This is a genomic window from Chitinophaga rupis (assembly GCF_900109685.1).
Lineage (GTDB): Bacteria > Bacteroidota > Bacteroidia > Chitinophagales > Chitinophagaceae > Chitinophaga > Chitinophaga rupis.
In genome coordinates this window covers 539,344-560,390 of the sequence record NZ_FOBB01000003.1, presented here as the reverse complement: position 1 = coordinate 560,390, position 21,047 = coordinate 539,344, and the positions used below count along the sequence as shown (strand labels likewise).

Genomic DNA, 21,047 nt, shown 5'->3' with positions numbered 1-21,047 from the left:
AAAAGAAAGTTATGAAAAAGATATTTTTGGTTTCCGCTACCGCTGTTATGTTAATGGCAGCAGGTTGCAAAAGCAAACTTGATATAGCCAATCCTAATACGCCTGCCATTACCAATTTCTGGAAAACAGCAAAGGATGCACAGGATGGGGTAAACTCCCTGTACAGCACTTACCACCGTGTAGGGTTGTGCCGGAACCAGTTCTTCATCAGCATGGTCCGCACAGACGAAGGCTATAGCACCAGCCCCAATCCTACGCTGGTGAACAACTTCGATAAATTTATCATTACAGATTATAACCTGTGGGAAACACGCACTGTTTGGCAGGATTGTTATATAGGCATTAACCGCGCCAACCAGGTGCTGGATAATGTGCCCTCAATAGAAATGGATGAAGCAGTCAAACAGCAATTACTGGGAGAGGCCAAATTTATGCGCGCGCTGTTCTACTATAACCTTGCACAATGGTGGGGCAATGTACCCCTGCAGCTGAAAACCTCTTTGCCGGACGATCATCCAGCCACCTCCACCCAGGCGCAGGTATGGGCACAGATAGAGAAAGACCTGACAGAAGCAGCTCCGGCATTGCCCATTGCCTATAATGACAGCAATAAAGGAAGGGCTACCCGTGGCGCGGCATATGCGCTGCTGGGAAAAGCGTTTATGCAGGAGCGTAAGTACCAGGATGCTGCCAATGCTTTCCAGTGGTTCTTTACAGGAGAAGGCAATGGAGTGTATTCACTGGTGGCCAATTACCGGGATAACTTTGTAATTACAAAAGAGAACAATTCAGAATCTGTTTTTGAATACCAGTTTGCCGTGAACCCAACAGATAACCATGATGATGATACGGACCCTAATAACCAGGATAGGCTGAACTACGGCTCTTCCATACCCCCGTTCTTTGCGCCACGCCCCATAGGCTTTACAGACGGGCAGGCACGCAGGTGGGTAGTGCATGAATTTTTAACGGAGCGCACCACAACCAATCAACGTGATCCCCGGCTGGCTGCATCCTTCATTTATGATTCTACAGATGAAAGAGGACCGGATTATACCCTGGTATATGGTAAAACATTTTCTTCACTGGGCTATTCCAGCGATCCTTCCGCAGTGCCTAATACGCATGATGTATATTTCCGGAAACTGCTGAATGATTTTACCGATAATGGAGAATCATTTCACTCCGGTAATAATTACCGTTACATTCGTTTTGCAGACGTGCTGCTGTTATATGCCGAAGCATTGAATGCGTTAAGCCGCTCTGCCGAAGCCTATAAATATGTGGATATGGTAAGGGAAAGGGCCGGCCTGCAAAAACTGTCTGTTGTAAAACCCGGCTTAAGCGGCGCTACTTTTTTAGCGCAGCTGAAACATGAGCGTGTTACGGAACTATCCGGTGAAGGCCACCGCTGGGAAGACCTTGTCCGCTGGGGCGATCTGGGCCCGCAGCTGGCACAGCGCGATGCAGGCTTTGCCAACTTCCAGGTAGGCAAACATGAGCTGCTGCCCATACCGCAGCAGGATTTAGATGTAAATCCAAACCTTGAACAAAACCCCGGCTGGAAATAAAATAAAAATTGAATTATGATCAACCGTCTTTTATGTTTAGTGTTATTGATGTTTGCCAGCTCCTGTTCAAGAAGCAACGGAACAGATGGCAATACCAATAAGCCGGATACTTCCGGCGCTACTTTTACCAATCCCTTATTAAACAGCGGGCCCGATCCCTGGGTAATATTTAAGGATGGTAAATATTATTATACCAATACGCTGGGCAACCGCATCGGGTTGATCGCTACTACTAAAATGTCGCAGCTGGGTAAGCAGTCCATGAACACCGTATGGACGGCGCCTGCCAGCGGCCCCTATTCCCGCGAGATCTGGGCGCCTGAGCTGCATTACCTGCAAGGCAAATGGTATGTTTATTTTGCGGCCGATGATGGTAATAACGACAATCATCGTATGTACGTAATTGAAAATGCCAGCGCAGACCCTACGCAGGGCAGCTGGACCTTTAAGGGAAAAGTAGCAGATGCTACCGATAAATGGGCCATTGATGGCTCTGTGTTTGAATACAACAACCAGCTGTACATGATCTGGTCCGGCTGGGAAGGCGATGTGAATACCCAACAGCTGATCTATATTGCCCCTATGAGCGATCCCTGGACCATTAGCGGTGCACGGGTAATGATCTCCTCGCCCACTTATGACTGGGAGAAAAAAGGTGCCGGCGGTGGGCTGCCGCAGGTGAATGAAGGACCGGAAATATTGAAAAATGCAGCAGGACGCGTATTCCTTACGTACTCTGCCAGCGGTTGCTGGACAGATGACTATGCACTGGGGCTGCTGACCTTAAAGGAAGGCGGTAACCCGCTGAATGCCGCAGACTGGCAAAAGAGCGCTGCCCCCGTTTTTACAAAGAGCGAGAGCGCCGGCGCTTTTGCACCGGGGCATAATGGGTTCTTTAAATCTATTGATCAAAAGGAAGACTGGATCATTTACCATGCTAACCCCCTGCCAGGGCAGGGTTGTGGTGGTAAAAGAAGTCCGCGTATGCAGCCGTTTACCTGGAAGGCAGATGGCACGCCGGATTTTAAAACACCGGTTAATATAGGTATGGCTATTAAAGTACCCTCCGGGGAATAATAATAAGCAAAGCACAAGGGACACAAAGCGGCTGCTCAATGGGCAGCCGTTTTTTTATGCCTTTGATTTTCTTACTTTTATCTTATGAAAAAACATCCCCTTCCGGATAAAAAATTCTTTGACCTGCAGGCGCAGAACCAGTTCAACGTGCAGCAATATGCATCTTCCGGCTCACTGGAAGCTACGCCTTACAACCGGAGGGATTTTTATAAAATCTGGGTGCTGATCGGGAAAAGTATCCTGCATTATGCAGACAGGAGCATTGAGATCAACCAGCCGGCACTGATCTTCACCAATCCATTGGTGCCTTATTCCCTGGAAAGCAAGGTGGCAGCGCGTAAGGGATACTCCTGCATTTTTACGGAGGCGTTCCTGAAAGCAGGCGGGCGCATAGAGCACCTGCAGCAATCCACGCTTTTTAAAACGGGCAGCGACAAGGTGTTTTTCCTGGACAAAACACAGCTGGCTGCTGTAAACAGGATCTATGAGGATATGATGACGGAGCTGGCAACAGACTATGTTTATAAGTACGATGTGATCCGTAATTATGTGAACCTGCTGATCCATATATCCCTGAAAATGCAACCGGCGCTTAGCTCCGCACCACATGCAAATGCTGCTGCCCGTATTGCTGCAATGTTCATGGAGCTGCTGGAAAGACAGTTCCCCATCAGCTCACCGGACCGGGAGCTGAAGCTGAAAAAGGCCAATGATTTTGCAAAAAGCCTTTCCGTACATGTGAACCATCTGAATCATGCGGTAAAGGAAGTAACCGGCAAATCTACCAGCATCCTGATCTCCGAACGCATTACCCATGAAGCCCAGGCTTTATTAAAACATACGGACTGGAGCGTATCAGATATTGCATTCAGCCTGGGCTTTGAATACCCTACCTATTTCAACAATTTTTTCAAGAAGAATACGGGCGTTACTCCTTTATCGCTCCGCAGATAATACTTTGATTTTTATAGTTTTTACTTTGAAAGGCATTATGCCGGCCTGGCAGGTACCGCTAATTTTGTAGTATAAAATCTTACAAACATGCGATACAATTTGTTAGGCAATACCGGTATGAAAGTTTCAGAACTTTGCCTGGGAACCATGACCTTTGGCGGCAGCGGCCGTTTTGCTGCTATTGGCAGCTTAGGGCAGGAGAGTGTGGATGGGCTGATGAAAACAGCTATTGATGCGGGCGTGAATTTTATTGATACTGCCAATGTATATTCATTCGGACAATCAGAGGAGCTTACGGGTCAGGCCATACGTAATTTAGGTATTAACCGGGACGAGCTGGTGATTGCCACCAAGGTATTCCGCCCCATGGCGCCCGGCCCCAATAACCAGGGGCTAAGCCGCAAGCATATTATGCAGCAGGCAGATGCCAGCCTTAAACGGCTGCAAACCGATTACATTGATCTTTACCAGGTGCACGCCTTCGATCCGCTTACCCCGCTGGAAGAAACGCTGGATGTACTGAACGACCTGGTGCGCAGCGGCAAGGTTCGGTACATAGGCGCCAGCAACCTGTTTGCCTGGCAACTGATGAAATCATTAAGCTACTCACAGCATAACCACCTGGCTAAATTTGTAAGCCTGCAGGCATATTATACCATTGCCAGCCGTGAAATGGAACGGGAGCTGATACCCCTGTTAAATGATCAGCAGGTAGGCCTGATGGTGTGGAGCCCTTTGGCCGGTGGTTTACTGAGCGGCAAGTATAAGCGCGGGCAGGTGCCGGAGGAAGGCCGTTTGGCGGGCTTTGATATTATCCAGGTGAATAAGGAACGGGCATTTGATATCCTGGATGTGCTACACCCCATGGCGGAAGCCAAAGGCGCTACCGTGGCGCAGCTTTCACTGGCCTGGCTGCTGCACCAGCGTGCAGTTACGAGCGTGATCATTGGCGCTAATAAACCTGCGCAGCTTACAGATAACCTGGCAGCTGTGAATGTAAAATTCACGCCGGAAGAGCTGCAACAATTGGATCAGGTAAGCCAGCTTACTAAAGAATATCCGGCCTGGGTGCTGGAAAATGTAGCAGCTGATCGTATATCATAACTCCTTCATGAGCTCCTGCTTTTTGAGCTTGTACTCTTCTTCATCCAGCAGCCCTTCATCAAACAATTCCTTCAGCGCTTTAAGCCGGTCTTTAACAGAGGGCGTGCTGGCGGCGGGTTGTGGCGCCGGCTGGTTCATGTTCAATGCGGTGATCACATGCGCTGCCTGCCCGCCTTCATTCTTAGCGGCTTCGCGCATAGCCATCATTTTCTGCAGGGTTTCAAAAGGTACACCGGCCAGCTGTGCTGCCTTTACATCGGCTTGCACATCGGAAATGCCGCCAATCCTTTTATTGGTTTCTTCATCAAAGGCAGCGCCTTCTATGCGAAAATCCAGCAGGGTAAAGCCAAATTCCTCAAACTCCTTGACCGTTTTCTCCGCCGCATCCGCTGCTATTTTCTCAAGATTGCGGTCAACTTCTGCGTAGGAGAATTTTGCATTGGCCAGGTATTGGCCAATGGGTTGCGAGATCCTGGAAAGCAGCAGCTCCTGCAGGTCGTATGCATAATACACAGACTTGGCTGCTACAATACGCGTAAAGAATTCTGCCGCCTGAACGATCCTAATAGAAAAGTTCCCATAAGCGCGCAGGTTCACGGGGAAACTATATACAGGATCATTATACGTAATGGGAATGCGTGTGCCCCAGCGGATGTTCACGATCTCTGCGGTCCGGTAAAACCAAAGACCCGTTTTATGCTCACTCTCAAAAAAGTTCAGGAACTTTTTAAGCGTGGTAATAAAAGGTTTGTTATCTGTTTCCAGGTTGTACATACCCGGTTCAGAAAACGTGCCTTCTATTTTACCTTCATACGTGAAAATGCAGCCCTGCCCGGGTTGTATGACCAGCGTAGAGGCATTCTTGATCTCATCATTCCGGCCCGTGAATTTCCTGAAGATCTCCCATTCCTGCGGATCATCCCAGGTTATAACGGAGCGGAACTGGTTCTTAGTAGCATCCAATAAGCCCATATCAGAAATTTATATCTCCTGCGAGATCGGTTTTATGATCCTGGTAATATGCTTCAAAATGATTGCTCCATTTGTCCTGGATCTGCTGAAAGTACTGGAATTTTTCTGCATAATCCGGCTGTGTATGATCCAGCAGGTTGTTCTGGTAATTCATGTAATGCATATTCAGCGCACCCCATTTACCCAGGTCAATGCCGTAGCTTTCCAGCACCGTTACAGGATCTACGCCATGGCTGGCTGCTACGGACTGGTGCCAAAATATTTTCTGGTAAGCATCATAATCCGGCGCCAGGTGCAGCAGGTCACCGGCATTGGAAGCGGTGGTTTCCCCTGCAAAGCGGCCTGCTTTGGGGTTGGCAAACAGCTCACCATACTTGGTGGCATAGTTCATGTCTTCCGTCATCAGCTCTCCCAGGCGTACATTCCATTTGTCTACCGTTTCATCCCAAACAGGTTTTTCCAGCTGCAGGACCTGTAGCAGTTTTTCTTCCGGCATGCCTTGTGCCAGGTTGCCGCAGGCGGCTGCATACTCTTCAAATGATACTCCGTTGATTGTTTCCATTGCTCTTATTTTAAAGTGTGAGGTTTATCTTTTTTTCAATATCCTGTTCACGGGTTTCTGCGGTGTGGGGCATGAGCTTAATGCGTTCATCAAAATATTTTTCACAATAAACGCGTACGGCTTTTTCATATGCGGCGCCTCCATGCTTCCTTGCCTGCAGCATAGCTTTATACTCCTGCAGGGCATATAAAGCGGCCAGGTTATCCACTACGTTCCAGCCAATGGTGGCATACTTTGTTTCCGGCTCAAAAGTGTTTACCGCGCTGCAATAATTACAGGTAATATAGTGAGCCCTGAAAAGATCTTTCTTTACCTGCAGGGGTGCATTACACTGGGTACAAAAGAAATCGCGGTTGATGAGCTCAATGGCGTGGTCATAATATTTCTGTGAAAGCTTACCTTCCGTAATATATAGCCATAGCGCCATCCGTTCGTGCATATCGTCATTGGCGCGGTGTGCCTTGTATGATTCATCTATCCAATAATAGCCATCTCCATCTGCCTTCATCAGGGGCAATACCTGCTGCTGCCAGGTGGTATCAATTTTACGGATCACTGACTCATCTATCTGCATGCGTATAGCCATGAGCGTACGAAAAGAGGTATAATAGTCATAATCATTCTCTTCCAGGCTTTCCAGAACGGCCTGTTCGCCCTGTGCCAGCGATTCTTCAAAGCGTTTATCTATATTCTGCAGAAAGGTATCCCATCGTGCGATCAGCTGTTCTTTCATATCAGGGTTTGCCTGGTTTAATGGTCAGTTCTATATTCATGAATTTGAACCCGCAGTAAGCGCAGGTACCTATATTGGTGTTAACCGGCCTGGGGGCGGCACATTGCGGACAGGTAACGGTTTGTAACGCAGCCTCGTCTTTTGTATTATCCCATTTTTTGGCGGTTTCCTTTGATGTGTTTGAGATCTTCTTAAATGGATTACTCATAAGCCCTCTGCTTTTATTAGGGGGGTGGTTAAAAACGGGTTCAAGTTACAAAAGTTGTGCTAAAAATGCGAATCATGATCAGGATCACTAACAATACGCTGGATGTTAACCAAAAAATATTATACCACGGAAAACAAAACGGCCGCCCACTGGGGCAGCCGCCTGTTTCATAATCATCGTTCGCCGTTATTGATTTACTTTAAATTTTTCTGAAGCACCGGCCGTGCTGTGGTTGCAGGTCATGGCCTGAGTGCCGTTCTCACTGGAAATATACAGGCCGTTATTGCCTTTCAGCGAAATGGTGCCATCTGTATTATTGATCCATTCAAACTGCTCCCAGGGGCCAATGGCCGTACGGTTACAGTTTATAGGCTGCTGGCCGTTCTCTGAAGAAACATATTTGCCTTGTGTGAATAAAGCTACTTTTCCGCCGCCGGCATCCATGATGGTGAATTGTTCCCAGCCCTGTGCCGTAGCACGATTACAGTTCATGGGCTGCTGCCCGTTCTCGCTGCTTACATAATTGTTATTGGAACCTTTCAGCGTAATGGTTTCGCCAATGGGTACTGGATTGGGATTGTTGTTATTACCCGGTGTCTGGATAACTTTCTGGATAGTGCCATCTGCATTATAGAACAGCTTATCTACACAAATAGATCTTGTCCAGTCGTTATGTGAAATAGAGCTGTTATGGTAAAATGCATACCACTGGCCTTTGTATTCTACAATAGAACCGTGATCGGTATAGCTATCCGTAGGATCCATGTACACACCTCTGGAAGTCCAGGGGCCCAGGGGACTATTGCTGGTGGCGTATTGCAGGCGGTTATGCTGACCGTTTACATCATGGTTATCTGCATACGACAAATAATAAACGCCATTACGTTTATGCACCCACGTAGCTTCATGAAAATCATTAAGGCCCTGCATGGTTTGCATAGCGCCATCAATCTCCATCATATTCGCTTTCAGCTTGCCGCCTTTACAAACATTGCCGCCGCCATAATAGAAATAGGCCTGCCCGTCATCATCCACAAACACACAGGGGTCAATAAGCGGCTCCAGGCCCTGGATGTAACCCTGTACTACAAAGTTGCTGGCAGGGCTGGTGCTGGTGGCCACGCCTATTTTCCAGCTGCTGCCCCAGTCTGTTGCGCTGGGGTGAGGGAAATAAAAATAGTAGGTGCCATTCTTGTAAGCGCAGTCGGGCGCCCACATAAACCCACCTTCCGGCCGGCCCCAGGGTACCTGGCTGGCGCGCAGTATCTCCCCATGGTCTGTCCAATGGATCATATCGTCTGTTGAAAATACATGGTACTGGTCCATCAGGTCACAGCCGCGGGGCGGGTCAATGTCGTGGGAGGGATACACGTACAAACGTCCATCGGCCCACACATGTGCCGATGGATCAGCTGTGTAAATGGACCTTACAAAAGGATTCTCCGCCATATCCGCCACAGCGGCTTTGGCTGAATTTTTTAATTCGCCGGAAACGGTCTTGTTGTCATTGTTGGTAAATTGCTTGGTACAGCTGCAGCATAAAATTAACAGCGCTGCGATGACGTGGTTACATAGGTTTTTCATACGGTTCTATTGGGTTAATTAATATAACCAAGTTAGTGATTTTGCAGTATTGCGTTCATCAAAAAAACGAGCGCATTACAATTGATTAATAGTCAATACCGGTTACTCCTATTAATATCCGGTTACAACCCACTTTTACAGGGTTTCATCACATTTTACAAAAGTATTTTTAGAATTGACTTATTCTTGTTTAAAAGCATTGCACATGTTTACCCGGAAAATATTTCTTATTGTTTTTGCCACTCTTTTTATTGCTGCTGTTACGCATGCACAAAAGAATATTATAGTGGGTACCAGAGATACCGTCTATGCCAATACCTTACATGAAAACCGGCAGATCTGGGTGCATGCGCCGGAAAACAACGCACCGGATGGGATCTATGCACAGCGGCATTGTCCTGTGATTTATGTGCTGGATGGCGATGATCATTTTAAAGCAGTGGTGGCGATGGTAGAGCGGCTCAGCCAGGGTGGTCCGAACACTATGCTGCCCCCGGTGATAGTAGTGGGCATACTTAATACAGACCGTAACCGCGATCTTACACCCACTCACGTAACGGCTGCTGCAATGATGGATAGTGAGTCTGTTGCACGTTCCGGCGGTGGCGATAAATTTATTTCCTTCCTGGAAAAAGAACTAATACCCCATATTGATTCATTATACCCGACAGCACCCTATCGCGTATTAATAGGCCATTCCCTGGGAGGGTTGATGACTATTTATACCCTGCTCAATCACACCCGCTTGTTCAACGCTTACATTGCCATTGATCCCAGTGTGATGTGGGATGATCAGAAGCTGGTAAAACAGGCGCAATCAACGCTTGGAAAAAACAATTTTGCAGGCAGGTCTTTATACCTGGCAGTGGCTAATAATATAGATGATGGAATGGCTCCTGCAAAGGATACAACAATACTCGGCTTCATAAAATTGCATACCCGTTCCATTATGGAGCTGGAACATGCTTTAGAAGCCAATCCCAAAAATGGATTACGCTATAGCTGGAAATATTATCCTGAGTATAATCACGGCACCATACCACTGGTGGCTGAATATGACGGACTGAGGGCGATCTTTAGCTTTTATAATTATAACCTCCCTTTCCAGGAGCTGCTGCAACCCAATTATAAAGGAGATACAGCGATCATGCAACATTATGAAATGGTGAGCAGCATAATGGGTTACAAAGTATCCCCGGAGGAAGAGCTGGTGAATGTAATAGGCTATAACCTGATACAATCAAAACAGTTTGACCGCGCCTGGTACTTTTTAAAAATGAACATTGATAACTATCCTAAAAGTTTTAATGCCTATGATTCTATGGGCGATCTATACGAAGCAAAGGGCGATCATAAGAACGCAAAAGCTTATTACCTGAAATCTCTTGCCATCAGGGAAACCCCTGATACCCGAAGGAAGCTGGAACGATTGAATAAGGCAGAATAGTTGGCAGTTAGCGGTTAGCAGTTGGCAGTCCGATGGCAGGATTGCAGTTAAAGGAAGTAGTTAAACAGCGGCGGCCTTTGATTGTAAGTAAATGGAGAAATAAAAGATCCAGCCAATAAAAAAGGCCTGCAGCGGGATCCTGAACCACAGGTAGCTAAGCCCCGGACCGTCATAGGTGGCCTTTTCCATGTTAAGATGTTTGATGGCTGCGTAAATATTAGAAGGCAGTATGAGCATAAAGAATACGATCAGTGTATATCCTGCATAAGGCCGCACAGCAGGGAAGAGGAGCGCTAGTCCCAATACTATTTCCAGCACACCGGTTATTAATACCAGCCCTGTTCTGTAAGGCATAAAGGGTGGTAACATCAGCGCCATGCCCTGCGTAAATTTAAAATGCCCTATTGCGGTAAGGAATAACATAAGGCACATAGCCAGGTTACCGCCAAACGCCAGGTGCCAGTTGCCGGTACTAAACCAGGCAATGAGGGAGGTAAGGGTAAAAACGCCTAATAATACAACTAACGGTTTCATGATTGTTTTGCTTTAGGTGCACTACAAAATTCAGCCATACCGGGTAGCTTAAAAATGATGTATGTTAGTTTCGGGCGTGCAGCTTGCGGATGCGGCTTAAGCTTTCCGGGTGAATGCCCAGGTAGGATGACAGGTGTTTTACAGAGATTTGCTGTATCATGGCCGGGTTGCGCTGCATAAGGGCTGTATAACGCTCCTCCGCCGTATAGGAAAGCAGGTCCATTTCTTTGCGCAGGCGTTTTATGTACTGGTATTCCGCCATCAGCCTGCCTATTCTTTCCCCATGATGGTACCTTCCATAAAATTCATTCAGAACCTTTAGGGGAATGGCTACCACTTCGGCCTCCTCCAGCAGCTCAATAAAAACAGCGCTGGGCTCGCGGGTAATGAGTGAGTAATAGGCGGTCACAAAATCGCCCTGGAATTGAAAATCAACAGTGAACTCTTTGCCGTCTTTAATAAAGTAATGACGGGTAGCGCCCTTATTCAGGAAGTAAATATAATTCTCCACCTGCCCTTCACGGATAAGGAAATCGCCCTTACTATAATTTTTCAGCAGCAGCTTCTGGGAAAAGTCATCCCACTCCGCAGCGTCCAGCGGTTGCAGTTTATAGATGGCTTGTTGTATCAACTCAAAATCGCTCATAGGGAACTGAATTTAATTAATATTTTCTATCTTTCCCTATGCGCCGCAGAATTTGCCTACTATCCATATTCCTCACCAGTCTTACCCTTGCAGCATTTGCACAAACCGATAAGTGGACCGGTACCTGGCAATGCTCCGTGAAGCAGTACGCCACGGCTTCTCCCATTACCATGCAGCTGCAGATCGGTGTGCCGGAGCAGGGGGTATTATACCCTGCAAAAATAAAGCTGCAATACGGGCGCTTCACCGGCGTGTATGAGTTGCTGTTAGCCCGCAAAAATGAGCAGCAGCTGGGTATTGGCAAAGGCAAGTACCCTTTGCAGGAAACCCCTTTTAAGCTGGGCATCTGGTTATGGTACCTGAACGGCACACTGGATTTTAAGAATGATAAGATCTCTGTGAATCGCATGTGGATCGACCAGTTTGGCATCTGGATGCAAGGTTTATATGCGGATGATGAAATATGGGTGCAAACCAAAGTTATGCTGCGCGATTTCCTGTACCGGGATTCCATTACCCTGAAAAAGGTGAATAACAAGCCCTTAGCAGATTCCAGTGTACGGCGTATCCTGCACAGCGATCTTTATTTTGGCAAGTATGACCAGATTGTTGCGAATGACAGCGCTGTGCTGATGCAGGTGGAAGACCAGGAGAAGTATGATGAGGATACCGTTACCCTGGTGCAGAATACCCGTCCAATCTTCAGCAAAGAGCAGATCAATGATAAGAACCGCCGGCAAACCATAGCCCTGGATACCGGCCGTAACCTGTTTGCCTTTTTTGCAGATAACTATGGCGGGCTGCCCCCCAATACCGGTAACCTCTATATGAAAATTGACGGTAAGGAATATAGCTTTGATTTCCGCGACCGGCCCAATGCCTATGCCACCTTTTTGGTAGCAGACCTTTACCACCCGGTGCAGCCGGCTAAAAGCCGCCTGACCACCATTGCAGAGCAAAGAACCACCACCCCGGTAGCCACCATTAAGGTGGATACTTCCAATATTGTGCTGGAGCTGTGGGATGAAAGAGTGGAGGACGGCGACAGCATTTCCCTTAGCTTGAACGGAAAATGGATCGCAACCGGTTTCCCGGTAAGGAATAACATACAGAAGATACCTGTGAAATTGCAAAAGGGCGAGAATGTATTGCTCTTTATGGCCGATAACCTGGGCCGGATACCCCCCAATACCTCTGTGCTGCGCATACGTTTTGGCCGCAACAGTAAAAGGCTGGGTATAAATACGGATCTGCACAAGAACAGCGAGATCCGTATTATGGTGGAGTGACGGCTTCCCTGATGTAATAAAGGCCACCCTGAAAACGTTTAATCATTTCAGGTTAAATTTTACGCAGAAGAAGGGCTAGTATTTTGATTTTCAAGCCAGGTACTGTATTTTTAGCTACCGATCCGCCCGATGTGAAATTTTTCCGATAGATGAATTTTAGCTTATGAATCGATTTTTCCTGTTGGCGCCTGTTGCAATAGTGGGTTTATTTGCACTGGGCGCCGTATCTTATGACTATCCGACTGAAAAAGCAAAGCCCTGCCAGTGTGATACCTTGCAAACAAAAGCCATTATCAGCAACCCGCAGTATGATTATTTGCCTCAGTACGATGCGGATAATTTTACAGAATGGGATTTTTACAAACTGGACTCCGCTACCAACCGTATGCTGTGGTACCGGGATGTAGAGAGTATTGACACCACCAAGTTCACACAGCTCTGGAACGACTATTACAAGAACAACTACCACGCCTCCCAGCTGGATTTTGTTAAATATTATACCGGTAAGCAGAATATTGAAATGGCCTTTCAGCTGGGCCCTAATTTAATGGACCTGTGGGCCTACCATGTATTTGTAGTAAAAAAAGTAGGCTGCTGTTATGTGCTTACCAGGAGCTATTACCGGCATGCCCGGTTCACCTATAAAGCCTATGCCATCCTGGATCAGGCTAAAATGGATTCCCTGCATATCCTGGTGGATAAAGTAACTAAAGCACCTATTGGCGATACCGATAATAAAGGCTACTCCGGCTACTTTGTAGATAATTGCAACCAGCAGCAATTTGTTATTGACCTGCAACGCAAAGAAACTAAAGACACTACCGGCAGCGCTGCACAGAACGAGGTGCGGGGATTACTGAAGTTTGTTGATAAGGGTGTTCACTGGAATAAAACCTATAATTAACGGCTATACCACGGGGTTGCTTCTTCTTTCACCTACCTGCTGCCGCCACATAGCGTAATACAATCCCTTCTTTTCCAGCAGCGCTGTATGGGAGCCGGTCTCAGAGATCTTTCCTTTTTCCAGCACATAAATGGTATCTGCATGCATAATGGTAGAGAGGCGGTGCGCAATGAGGATGGTGATCTGCTCACTGCTTAAGGATACATCGCGGATAGTATTGGTAATATCTTCTTCTGTTAATGAATCAAGGGCAGAGGTGGCCTCGTCAAAAATAAGCAGGCGCGGTTTTCTCAACAGCGCCCGGGCAATGGAAATGCGTTGTTTTTCGCCGCCGGAAAGTTTCATACCGCCTTCTCCCAGCACCGTATCAATACCTTTCTCAGAGCGGGAAAGCAGGGGTGTGCAGGCTGCTTTATGCAGGGCATCCAGTATTTCCGCATCGGTGGCATCGGCCTTTACAAACAACAGGTTTTCTTTGATGGTGCCTGCAAACAGCTGCGTATCCTGCGTTACAAAGCCTATTTGCCGGCGCAGCTCATTATAGCGGATATCTCCCGAAGGGATCTGATTAAACAAAATAGCGCCGTCCACCGGCAGATACAAACCCACCAACAGCTTTACCAGCGTAGACTTCCCGGAACCGGAGGGACCTACGAATGCAATGGTTTCGCCCAGGTTCACCTGGAAGGATACATTGTCTATTGCATTAAAACCGGCGGTTTTATGCCGGAAGGTTACCTGGTCAAAACGGATGTGTTTTAAAGGGCCGGTAGCTACGGGCGTTTCCGGCCTGCGCTCAATGGGTTTGTGCATCAGCTGGTCAAAGCTGTGAATAGAGGCTTCTACCTCCCGGTAATTGAGGATAATGTTGCCAATATCCTGCAGGGGTCCAAAAATTGAGGTGGAAATAAACTGCATGGCAATCAGCTCACCGGTGCTTAGCACCTGGCGGAAAATGAGCCATAGCAGTATAAATAAAATGGATTGTTTTAACAGGTTCAGCGTGGTGCCCTGCAAAAAGGAGAGCGTGCGTACCCGCGTTGTTTTCAGCATTTCCAGGTCGTAGATCTTTTGCGTCTGGATCCTTAAGCGGCGTATTTCCGGGAAGGTAAGCCCCAGGCTTTTTACCAGCTCTATATTCCGCAGGGATTCCGTAATTACGCCCGACATTTTGTTGGTTTCCCTGTTAATGGAGCGCTGTACGGTCTTGATCTTTTTACTTACCAGGCCGGTGAGCGATCCCAATACCAGGATGCCGATCACAAAAATGGGCACCAGCATCCAGTTGCGGGTAATGGAATACCAGATCAGGAAACCCATGCCTACAACGGAGGAGAACAGGATATTGATGAACGAGTTAATGAAACGTTCTGTATCTGTTTTTACTTTTTGTAATATGGAGAGGGTTTCGCCGCTGCGTTGTTCCTCAAATTCCTGGAAAGAGAGGCGCAGGGTTTGTTTTAACCCATCGTTAAAGATCTGCATACCGAACAGCTGCACCGCCTTGCGGGTAAAATATTCCTGGAAGGCCCTGGCTATCCTGGATACTACCGCAATGGCTATGGCTATGCTTAACCAGTATAGCACGCCCTGCACCCGTTGCTGCTCATTAAGTCCTTTATTGTTGGTGGCGTAGTTATCAATGATCTTTCCAAAAATAATAGGGTCTGTAAGGCTCAGCAGCTGTGCAATACCTGCCAGCACCAGGGCCAGTATCACCCACCACTTTTGTTCCTGCAGGTAGTTCCATAAGATTCGCATGCTTAATAATAAGCAAAAAACGGCAGTAAAGGAACAGACGCGCCGGCTTTCAGGTTTGCAGGTACGTATTTCCCTCTATTTTACGGATGCTGCCATCGGCTTCCTGCATTATCAGTAAGTACGGCCGTATGCCGTTGCTGCGCAGCTGTTTGCGCCCGTCTTCATCCGTTATGATCACAGCACCCGATACATCTATTCCTTTTAACGCTGCAGTCAGGTCTGTGCTGCCCCGTAGGGGAAGGGCCAGCAATTCCTTTAGAGAGGCAGGTCCTGCATGATCCCAGGTCCGGTAGACAGTATTATCTACTGCCAGCAGCTTTGCCGCAGGCGCCTGTGCGGTAAGGGCAGTTATTTCTTTTATAAAGGCAGCGTGCCGTAAATATTCCTGCATGGAGCCGGAAATATCTACAATAAAATGTGTAATGGCAGGTGTGCCGGCTTGTGTGTAATGCAGCGCCATCAGCACTTCCTGTAACCTGGCGGTAAAGCTGGCCGTTTGGTTGGCTGACTGATGGGGGGAAGGTACATCCGGCTTTACATTGCCAAAAATAAAAGAGCGGTCCGGGTAATCCAGCGTCCAGTTACTTGTAATATGTACAGGGCCATAATTTATCAGGAAAATAGCGGCATCCGTTCTGCCTTTGCCATAATCATTAACGGCATTTACGAAATTGGAGCGGGATGCTTTTTGATATTGCTTGCATTCTATTACCGCTACACAGGTTTCATGACCGGTACCCTGGTTAATGCAAAAGCTGTAATCCGGCTGCATACTGTTTTCCCGGCTTTTGCCTGCCGGGTTTTTAAGCGGGCTTCTTAACTCTGACCATAACGATAACGGGCCGTCTGCTGTTTCAAGTGTAGTGATATGCGTACCGGAAAATTTCAGCAGCAGCTGCCCGCCTGTATGATGCATGGCTGGGTGCAAAGGTGCCATGGCCTTGTATAATAAGGTAAGTACCCACACGCTGTACAGGTCATAACGCTTTTTCCATTCCGGCAGGTTAAGGATGTCTATCAGCTCTTCCGTCAGCGCATCGGCTTCTTTTTCCGTAACGGGCAGGGAATTAAAATAAGCAGCTAGCTGCTGGCTTAATTTTTCAACGGCTTCATGCCTTGCAGAAAAGGGCATTACATCCAGCGATTCAATGAATGCAGCGGCTGATTGCAGCATATATGCCGGCCATGCATCGCTGGTAATGAAATAAACATCTTTCAGGTCGCGTTTTTCCGGATCTTCCTGGAAAGTGTCGTCTGACCAGTACCTGGTTTTGTCTTTTACGGTTTCCCGTTTGTTGGAATAGCTTAGCTGTTCCGTTACCACGGCTCTCCATAGCCGCATTACCTGCGCCAGGCTACGGTCCAGGGCTTCATCATCTGTAGTGGGTAATACAATGTCCGGTGCAAGAATATCTCCCTTTTCTATGTAAGCGTCTATCCATCTTTTTACGCCTGCGTCTTTTAGCTTGTAAGTCCAGTTATGCGGGAACAGGTCTAACAGCTCTCTTAGCTTAGGTTCTTTCCACTCATAAAAAGTAAGCAGCTGTTTTAAATGCCGGTAGCGGCTAAGCACTTCTTTAAAGTGCTCCACATCAAACTCCAGGTTCAGCCCATGCCCTTCAAAATCAAAAATAATCTTTACGGCGTTGTTGGTGCTGGTAATGCCCTGCTGTTCAAATAGCTTGTAAATGTCCACCAGCATTTTAGTAAAAGGCTCCATGGTGCTGAACAATGCGCCCGTGAAAGCCTCTATTGAAATGTTATGGCTGCGCAGCACTTCTGTTAAGTGAATGGCCGGCGTTTCGGGCAGATCATTTTCAGCGGGCATATGATCTACCAGCAGCGCCTCCATCAGGTTGTCCATATTGCCGGGCAGGGGCAGGTGTTGTATAATTTCGTATTCCAGTGCTCTGTCGTAGGTATTACTTTCTACGGCAGTATGTTGCTGTATGTGCTCCCATAATTCCCAGGAGGTAGTGAACAATACGGGTACGGTATCGGGCGTGTGCATGGGGTAATTGTTTTGTAAGCTGTTGGTAGAATGAATTATATATGTATGTCCCTTCTGTTTGTCTTTGGGGTAAAGCGTTTATTAAGTTAAGACATTTTACCGGATTTCTATCTGCCCCTGTAAGTCAATTTTTTTTGCTACCTTCTCTGCTGAATGCAGCTTTTGAGCCAGTACTGCGCACTTTGAATGATCCCCCGCGAACCATCTTGTTTCCATATCTATAAAAAACATTAACCATGTCAACACTGCAAACCAATTCTGTTGTATTTATCACCGGAGCTTTCGTAACCCATCACTGCTGGGATGAGTGGCGCGCTTATTTTGAAGCCAAAGGCTTTGATACGGCAGCGCCGCCATGGCCTTTTAAGAACGGTACTGCACAGGAGCTAAGAAGCCGCCGCCCGGATGATACTGACCTTGCTGCATTAACCTTAACCGCACTGATTGATTATTATGCAAAGATCGTGAATAACTACCCGCTGAAACCTATAGTGATCGGCCATTCGCTGGGCGGGTTAATAACGCAGATCCTTGTGAACCGTGACCTGGCCGCTGCCGGCGTGGCCATACACTCCGCACCTACACTGGGCGTGTTCCCGTACGAATTTAGCTTCCTGAAAGCAGGCTGGAAAGCATTGGGCTTATTTACTTCGGTAAAAAAAACTTACCTGATGTCTTTTGCCGACTGGCAGTACGCTTTTGTAAACGGTATGCCGCTGGAGGAGCAGCAGGCGGCCTACGAACAGTTTACCGTGCCGGAATCCAAGCTGGTGGCAAGGGGCAGCTTAACCGGCGCTGCCAAAGTGGATTATGCAAAGGCCCATGTACCACTGCTGCTTACAGCCGGCAACCAGGATAATATTATACCGGCACACCTGAACCTGCGCAATTTTAACAGGTACCAGCAGAACGGATCGGTGCTGGATTATAAGGTATTTCCCGGGCGCAACCACTTTGTGCTGGGACAGCCTACCTGGAAAGAGGATGCGGATTATATACTGGACTGGCTGGCCAATCAATAATATTTATTATCTTTTTACTTCCTAACGGCAATCACACGATAAGGCTTTACCCATGAATGAGCATTTGTTTCAAAAACTGGTTACTATAAGACGGCAGCTGCACCAACACCCGGAGCTGGGCTTTGAAGAGTTTAAAACAACGGCGCTGGTGCAGGATCACCTGCTGGCTTTGGATATCCCGTTTGAAACGGTAGCTGTTACGGGGGTTATTGCTACCCTGCAAAAAGGCGAAGGCCCCGTGGTGGTGCTGCGTGCGGATATGGATGCCCTGCCTATTGTGGAAGATACCGGCCTGCCTTTCAGCTCCGTGCATGAACGCGTAATGCATGCCTGCGGGCATGATATACATACCACCATGTTACTGGGTGCTGCCTACCTGCTGAAAGAGCAGGAATTTAACGGCACGGTAAAGCTGGTATTTCAGCCATCGGAAGAGGGTAATGCCCGCAGCCCGGAAAAAGGTAAGTCCGGCGGGCAAATGATCATAGAAAGCGGAAAGCTCAATGATGCCAAAGCAGCCCTGGGCCTGCACGTACACCCGCTGCTGCCACTGGGTACGCTGGGTTACAGGAACGGGGAGGCGCTGGCCAATGTAAGCAACTTTTTCATTCATGTAAATGGTAAAGGCGGACATGCAGGCTCCCTGGAACATGTAACAGACCCGGTGCTGATCAGCAGCCAGCTGATTGTGGCAGCACAATCCATTATTTCCCATACCGCTACTATAGAGCCAGCCGTGCTGGCATTTACCAACATTGCTATTAACGGGGAGCCCAGTCATAACGTAATACCCGAAGGCGTGCTGCTGCAGGGATCCTTAAGAGCATTGAATATTGATACCTATAACCGGATAGTGGAAAAGCTGCAGGCGCTGATCAAAGGAATGGAAATTTCCTATGGCTGCAGCATTGTGCTGGAATTTACCGCTTATTATCCCAGCCTGCTGAATGATGCGCAGGTGCATCAAATGCTGGCGCCTGCACAGGAACAGGTATTTGGGAAAAGCAATGTAAAGGAAGGCACCGGCCAGCTGATAGCGGAAGATTTTTCATTTTATTCAAGGCTTATGCCTTCACAATTCTATTTCTTAGGTGCGCAAGAGGGAGATAACACTTCCTTTTTCCTGCATCACCCCAAAGTAACGTTTCATGAAGATTGTATGAAGCTGGGCGCGCCTTTCTTAGCAAATGGCGCACTGGACCTGATCCGGAGCTTTAGCTAACGATAGGAAAACATCAACCAAAGCGGTATTTATTCTGTGCAAGCGGGAACGGGTAGCTTTACCCGGATTTTAACTTAAGTGAAAATTATTCACCGGTATTCTGCTGACATTTGTAGCCAACAATAATTGTTCACTACAAAATCATTGAATTATGCAGCATCCTTTATCTCTGCTTGGCACTATACACACGGCTATTTCTATTGTAGCGCTTGTTTTTGCCGCTATTGCGTTGATCCGCAGCGGTAAAATTGAGCCTTACAGCGCCAATGGTAAATACTACAGCATTTTCACTGCTTTGAGCTGTATTTCGGCCTTTGGCCTTTCCCGGGCAGGCGGTTTTAATCCCGGCCATGCGCTGGCTATTCTGATCCTGGTGCTGCTGGCAGTAGCTTACTTTGTTGGCAGCCGGCCTGCTGCAGCCGGCTGGGGCGCCTATCTGATTGTTTTTTGCATGAACACTACCCTGCTGTTGTCGCTGCTCCCTGCTGTTAATGAAACATTTACCCGGGTGCCGCTTTCACATCCGCTGGCTACAGATATTAATTCCCCGGCTATTCAAAACACCCTGAAAGGATTACTTTTGGTCTATGTAATAAGCCTGGTGCTGCAGTTCCGCCAGATCTGGAAAGGGCGGCAGGTAGCAGCCGGCAAATGATAAAATTTATTTTTGATGGCTTTGGAAAACAGACCGGATATTTTATACAACATGCTTACCAGCTTTTCCGCACTCTCTGAATCACTGATTACAGAGAGTTTGCCATTCTGGTACACGCGTAAAATAGGTAAGGGCGATTTTTTTAACATGCAGAACGTGGTTTGTAATGACCTGGGCCTGGTGGTAAAAGGTATGTTCCGCATTTATTACAATGATCCGCAAACGGATGAGGAAAAGAACATCTTCTTTTTTTCAGAGAACCAGTTCATTGTTTCTTTCCGGAGCTTTATTACCCGCTATCCCTGTGCTTATTATATACAGGCTATGGAAGATGCGGAGATCGTTTCTATCTCTTACCAGCACCTGTACCAGCTGTATGAAAAGTTCCCGGAGTGGGAGCGGTTCGGGCGGCTGCTGGCAGAGCTGTTCTTCAATTATTCTCAAAGCCGCACAGAGGAATTCCTGTTCTATAGCCCGGAAGAGCGTTATTTGAAGCTGGTAGAGGAGCATCCTAATATTATCAGCCGTATACCGGCGTACCATATTTCTTCTTACCTGGGTATTACCAACCCATCGTTGAGCAGGATCCGGAAACGGATTTCCGGCGCTAAGTAAGAATGTAAAATCATAAATGTAAAATTTCAAACCGGCGAAGGAGGTTCATAGAGACCATTAAAAGACTTTATGAACGAGATAAATGTAAAAGTAAATGCCGCGAAACCTGGTAGGCTTATGTCGCGGCATTTACTTTTCATTTATGATTTAAAATTTTACATTTTACATTCTTTTGC

At 47.4% G+C, this 21,047-nt stretch carries 20 protein-coding genes; 11 read left to right on the top strand and 9 right to left on the bottom strand.

All coding sequences use genetic code 11. From position 1 onward, the window contains the following. Positions 1–11 precede the first annotated feature (11 nt). The 4 genes from BMZ54_RS15405 (at position 12) to BMZ54_RS15390 (ending at position 4,706) form a co-directional block, all read left to right on the top strand. Positions 12–1,571 (top strand): RagB/SusD family nutrient uptake outer membrane protein, encoded by a 1,560-nt coding sequence (locus BMZ54_RS15405; protein ID WP_089913270.1) that lies wholly within the window; start codon positions 12–14, stop codon positions 1,569–1,571. Between the two features lie 15 nt (positions 1,572–1,586). After that, complete coding sequence (locus BMZ54_RS15400) at positions 1,587–2,648, top strand: glycoside hydrolase family 43 protein (RefSeq protein ID WP_089913267.1); 1,062 nt, start codon at positions 1,587–1,589, stop codon at positions 2,646–2,648. Positions 2,649–2,732: 84 nt separating this feature from the next. Beyond that, the gene (locus BMZ54_RS15395) at positions 2,733–3,602 is read left to right on the top strand and encodes a helix-turn-helix domain-containing protein (protein WP_089913264.1); all 870 of its coding nucleotides are present in this window, start codon (positions 2,733–2,735) and stop codon (positions 3,600–3,602) included. Positions 3,603–3,689: 87 nt separating this feature from the next. Beyond that, positions 3,690–4,706 carry an aldo/keto reductase gene (locus BMZ54_RS15390; protein ID WP_089913260.1) on the top strand — a complete coding sequence of 339 codons (1,017 nt, stop codon included), beginning with the start codon at positions 3,690–3,692 and terminating at the stop codon, positions 4,704–4,706. On the opposite strand, the gene BMZ54_RS15385 is transcribed toward BMZ54_RS15390, so the two are convergent. From BMZ54_RS15385 to BMZ54_RS15365, 5 genes are all read right to left on the bottom strand, one after another. Beyond that, positions 4,701–5,678, bottom strand: coding sequence for an SPFH domain-containing protein (locus BMZ54_RS15385; RefSeq protein ID WP_089913256.1), 978 nt, complete (start codon positions 5,676–5,678; stop codon positions 4,701–4,703). The genes BMZ54_RS15390 and BMZ54_RS15385 overlap by 6 nt on opposite strands. Before the next feature lies 1 nt (position 5,679). Beyond that, positions 5,680–6,240, bottom strand: coding sequence for a DUF6620 family protein (locus BMZ54_RS15380; RefSeq protein WP_089913254.1), 561 nt, complete (start codon positions 6,238–6,240; stop codon positions 5,680–5,682). Positions 6,241–6,250: 10 nt separating this feature from the next. Then, positions 6,251–6,973: a hypothetical protein gene (locus BMZ54_RS15375; RefSeq protein ID WP_089913251.1), complete on the bottom strand. Its 723-nt coding sequence runs from the start codon at positions 6,971–6,973 to the stop codon at positions 6,251–6,253. A gap of 1 nt (position 6,974) precedes the next feature. Further along, entirely contained in the window at positions 6,975–7,181 is a 207-nt protein-coding gene (locus BMZ54_RS15370) for a hypothetical protein (RefSeq protein WP_089913248.1), read from the bottom strand. A gap of 186 nt (positions 7,182–7,367) precedes the next feature. Further along, on the bottom strand, positions 7,368–8,765 hold the full coding sequence (locus BMZ54_RS15365) for a family 43 glycosylhydrolase (RefSeq protein ID WP_202909254.1): 1,398 nt from the start codon (positions 8,763–8,765) through the stop codon (positions 7,368–7,370). A gap of 205 nt (positions 8,766–8,970) precedes the next feature. Between BMZ54_RS15365 and BMZ54_RS15360 the strand changes: the two genes are divergently transcribed. Then, positions 8,971–10,212 carry an alpha/beta hydrolase-fold protein gene (locus tag BMZ54_RS15360; RefSeq protein ID WP_089913244.1) on the top strand — a complete coding sequence of 414 codons (1,242 nt, stop codon included), beginning with the start codon at positions 8,971–8,973 and terminating at the stop codon, positions 10,210–10,212. Between the two features lie 60 nt (positions 10,213–10,272). Here BMZ54_RS15360 and BMZ54_RS15355 read toward each other — a convergent pair whose 3' ends face one another. Continuing rightward, on the bottom strand, positions 10,273–10,746 hold the full coding sequence (locus tag BMZ54_RS15355; RefSeq protein WP_089913241.1) for a DoxX family protein: 474 nt from the start codon (positions 10,744–10,746) through the stop codon (positions 10,273–10,275). Between the two features lie 64 nt (positions 10,747–10,810). Further along, positions 10,811–11,392, bottom strand: coding sequence for a Crp/Fnr family transcriptional regulator (locus BMZ54_RS15350; protein WP_089913238.1), 582 nt, complete (start codon positions 11,390–11,392; stop codon positions 10,811–10,813). A gap of 38 nt (positions 11,393–11,430) precedes the next feature. Between BMZ54_RS15350 and BMZ54_RS15345 the strand changes: the two genes are divergently transcribed. Then, positions 11,431–12,681: a hypothetical protein gene (locus BMZ54_RS15345; protein ID WP_089913235.1), complete on the top strand. Its 1,251-nt coding sequence runs from the start codon at positions 11,431–11,433 to the stop codon at positions 12,679–12,681. A 163-nt stretch (positions 12,682–12,844) separates the two neighbouring features. Next, complete coding sequence (locus BMZ54_RS15340; RefSeq protein ID WP_089913233.1) at positions 12,845–13,585, top strand: hypothetical protein; 741 nt, start codon at positions 12,845–12,847, stop codon at positions 13,583–13,585. A 3-nt stretch (positions 13,586–13,588) separates the two neighbouring features. On the opposite strand, the gene BMZ54_RS15335 is transcribed toward BMZ54_RS15340, so the two are convergent. Then, entirely contained in the window at positions 13,589–15,346 is a 1,758-nt protein-coding gene (locus BMZ54_RS15335; protein ID WP_089913230.1) for an ABC transporter ATP-binding protein, read from the bottom strand. 49 nt (positions 15,347–15,395) lie between these two features. After that, positions 15,396–17,357, bottom strand: coding sequence for a hypothetical protein (locus tag BMZ54_RS15330; RefSeq protein WP_089913228.1), 1,962 nt, complete (start codon positions 17,355–17,357; stop codon positions 15,396–15,398). Between the two features lie 236 nt (positions 17,358–17,593). Between BMZ54_RS15330 and BMZ54_RS15325 the strand changes: the two genes are divergently transcribed. From BMZ54_RS15325 to BMZ54_RS15310, 4 genes are all read left to right on the top strand, one after another. Continuing rightward, the gene (locus tag BMZ54_RS15325; protein WP_089913225.1) at positions 17,594–18,379 is read left to right on the top strand and encodes an alpha/beta hydrolase; all 786 of its coding nucleotides are present in this window, start codon (positions 17,594–17,596) and stop codon (positions 18,377–18,379) included. 52 nt (positions 18,380–18,431) lie between these two features. Continuing rightward, positions 18,432–19,601: a M20 metallopeptidase family protein gene (locus tag BMZ54_RS15320; RefSeq protein ID WP_089913222.1), complete on the top strand. Its 1,170-nt coding sequence runs from the start codon at positions 18,432–18,434 to the stop codon at positions 19,599–19,601. Between the two features lie 151 nt (positions 19,602–19,752). After that, positions 19,753–20,256, top strand: a complete 504-nt coding sequence (locus BMZ54_RS15315) for a hypothetical protein (RefSeq protein ID WP_089913219.1) — start codon at positions 19,753–19,755, stop codon at positions 20,254–20,256. 15 nt (positions 20,257–20,271) lie between these two features. Next, positions 20,272–20,871, top strand: coding sequence for a Crp/Fnr family transcriptional regulator (locus BMZ54_RS15310; RefSeq protein WP_202909253.1), 600 nt, complete (start codon positions 20,272–20,274; stop codon positions 20,869–20,871). Positions 20,872–21,047 lie beyond the last annotated feature (176 nt).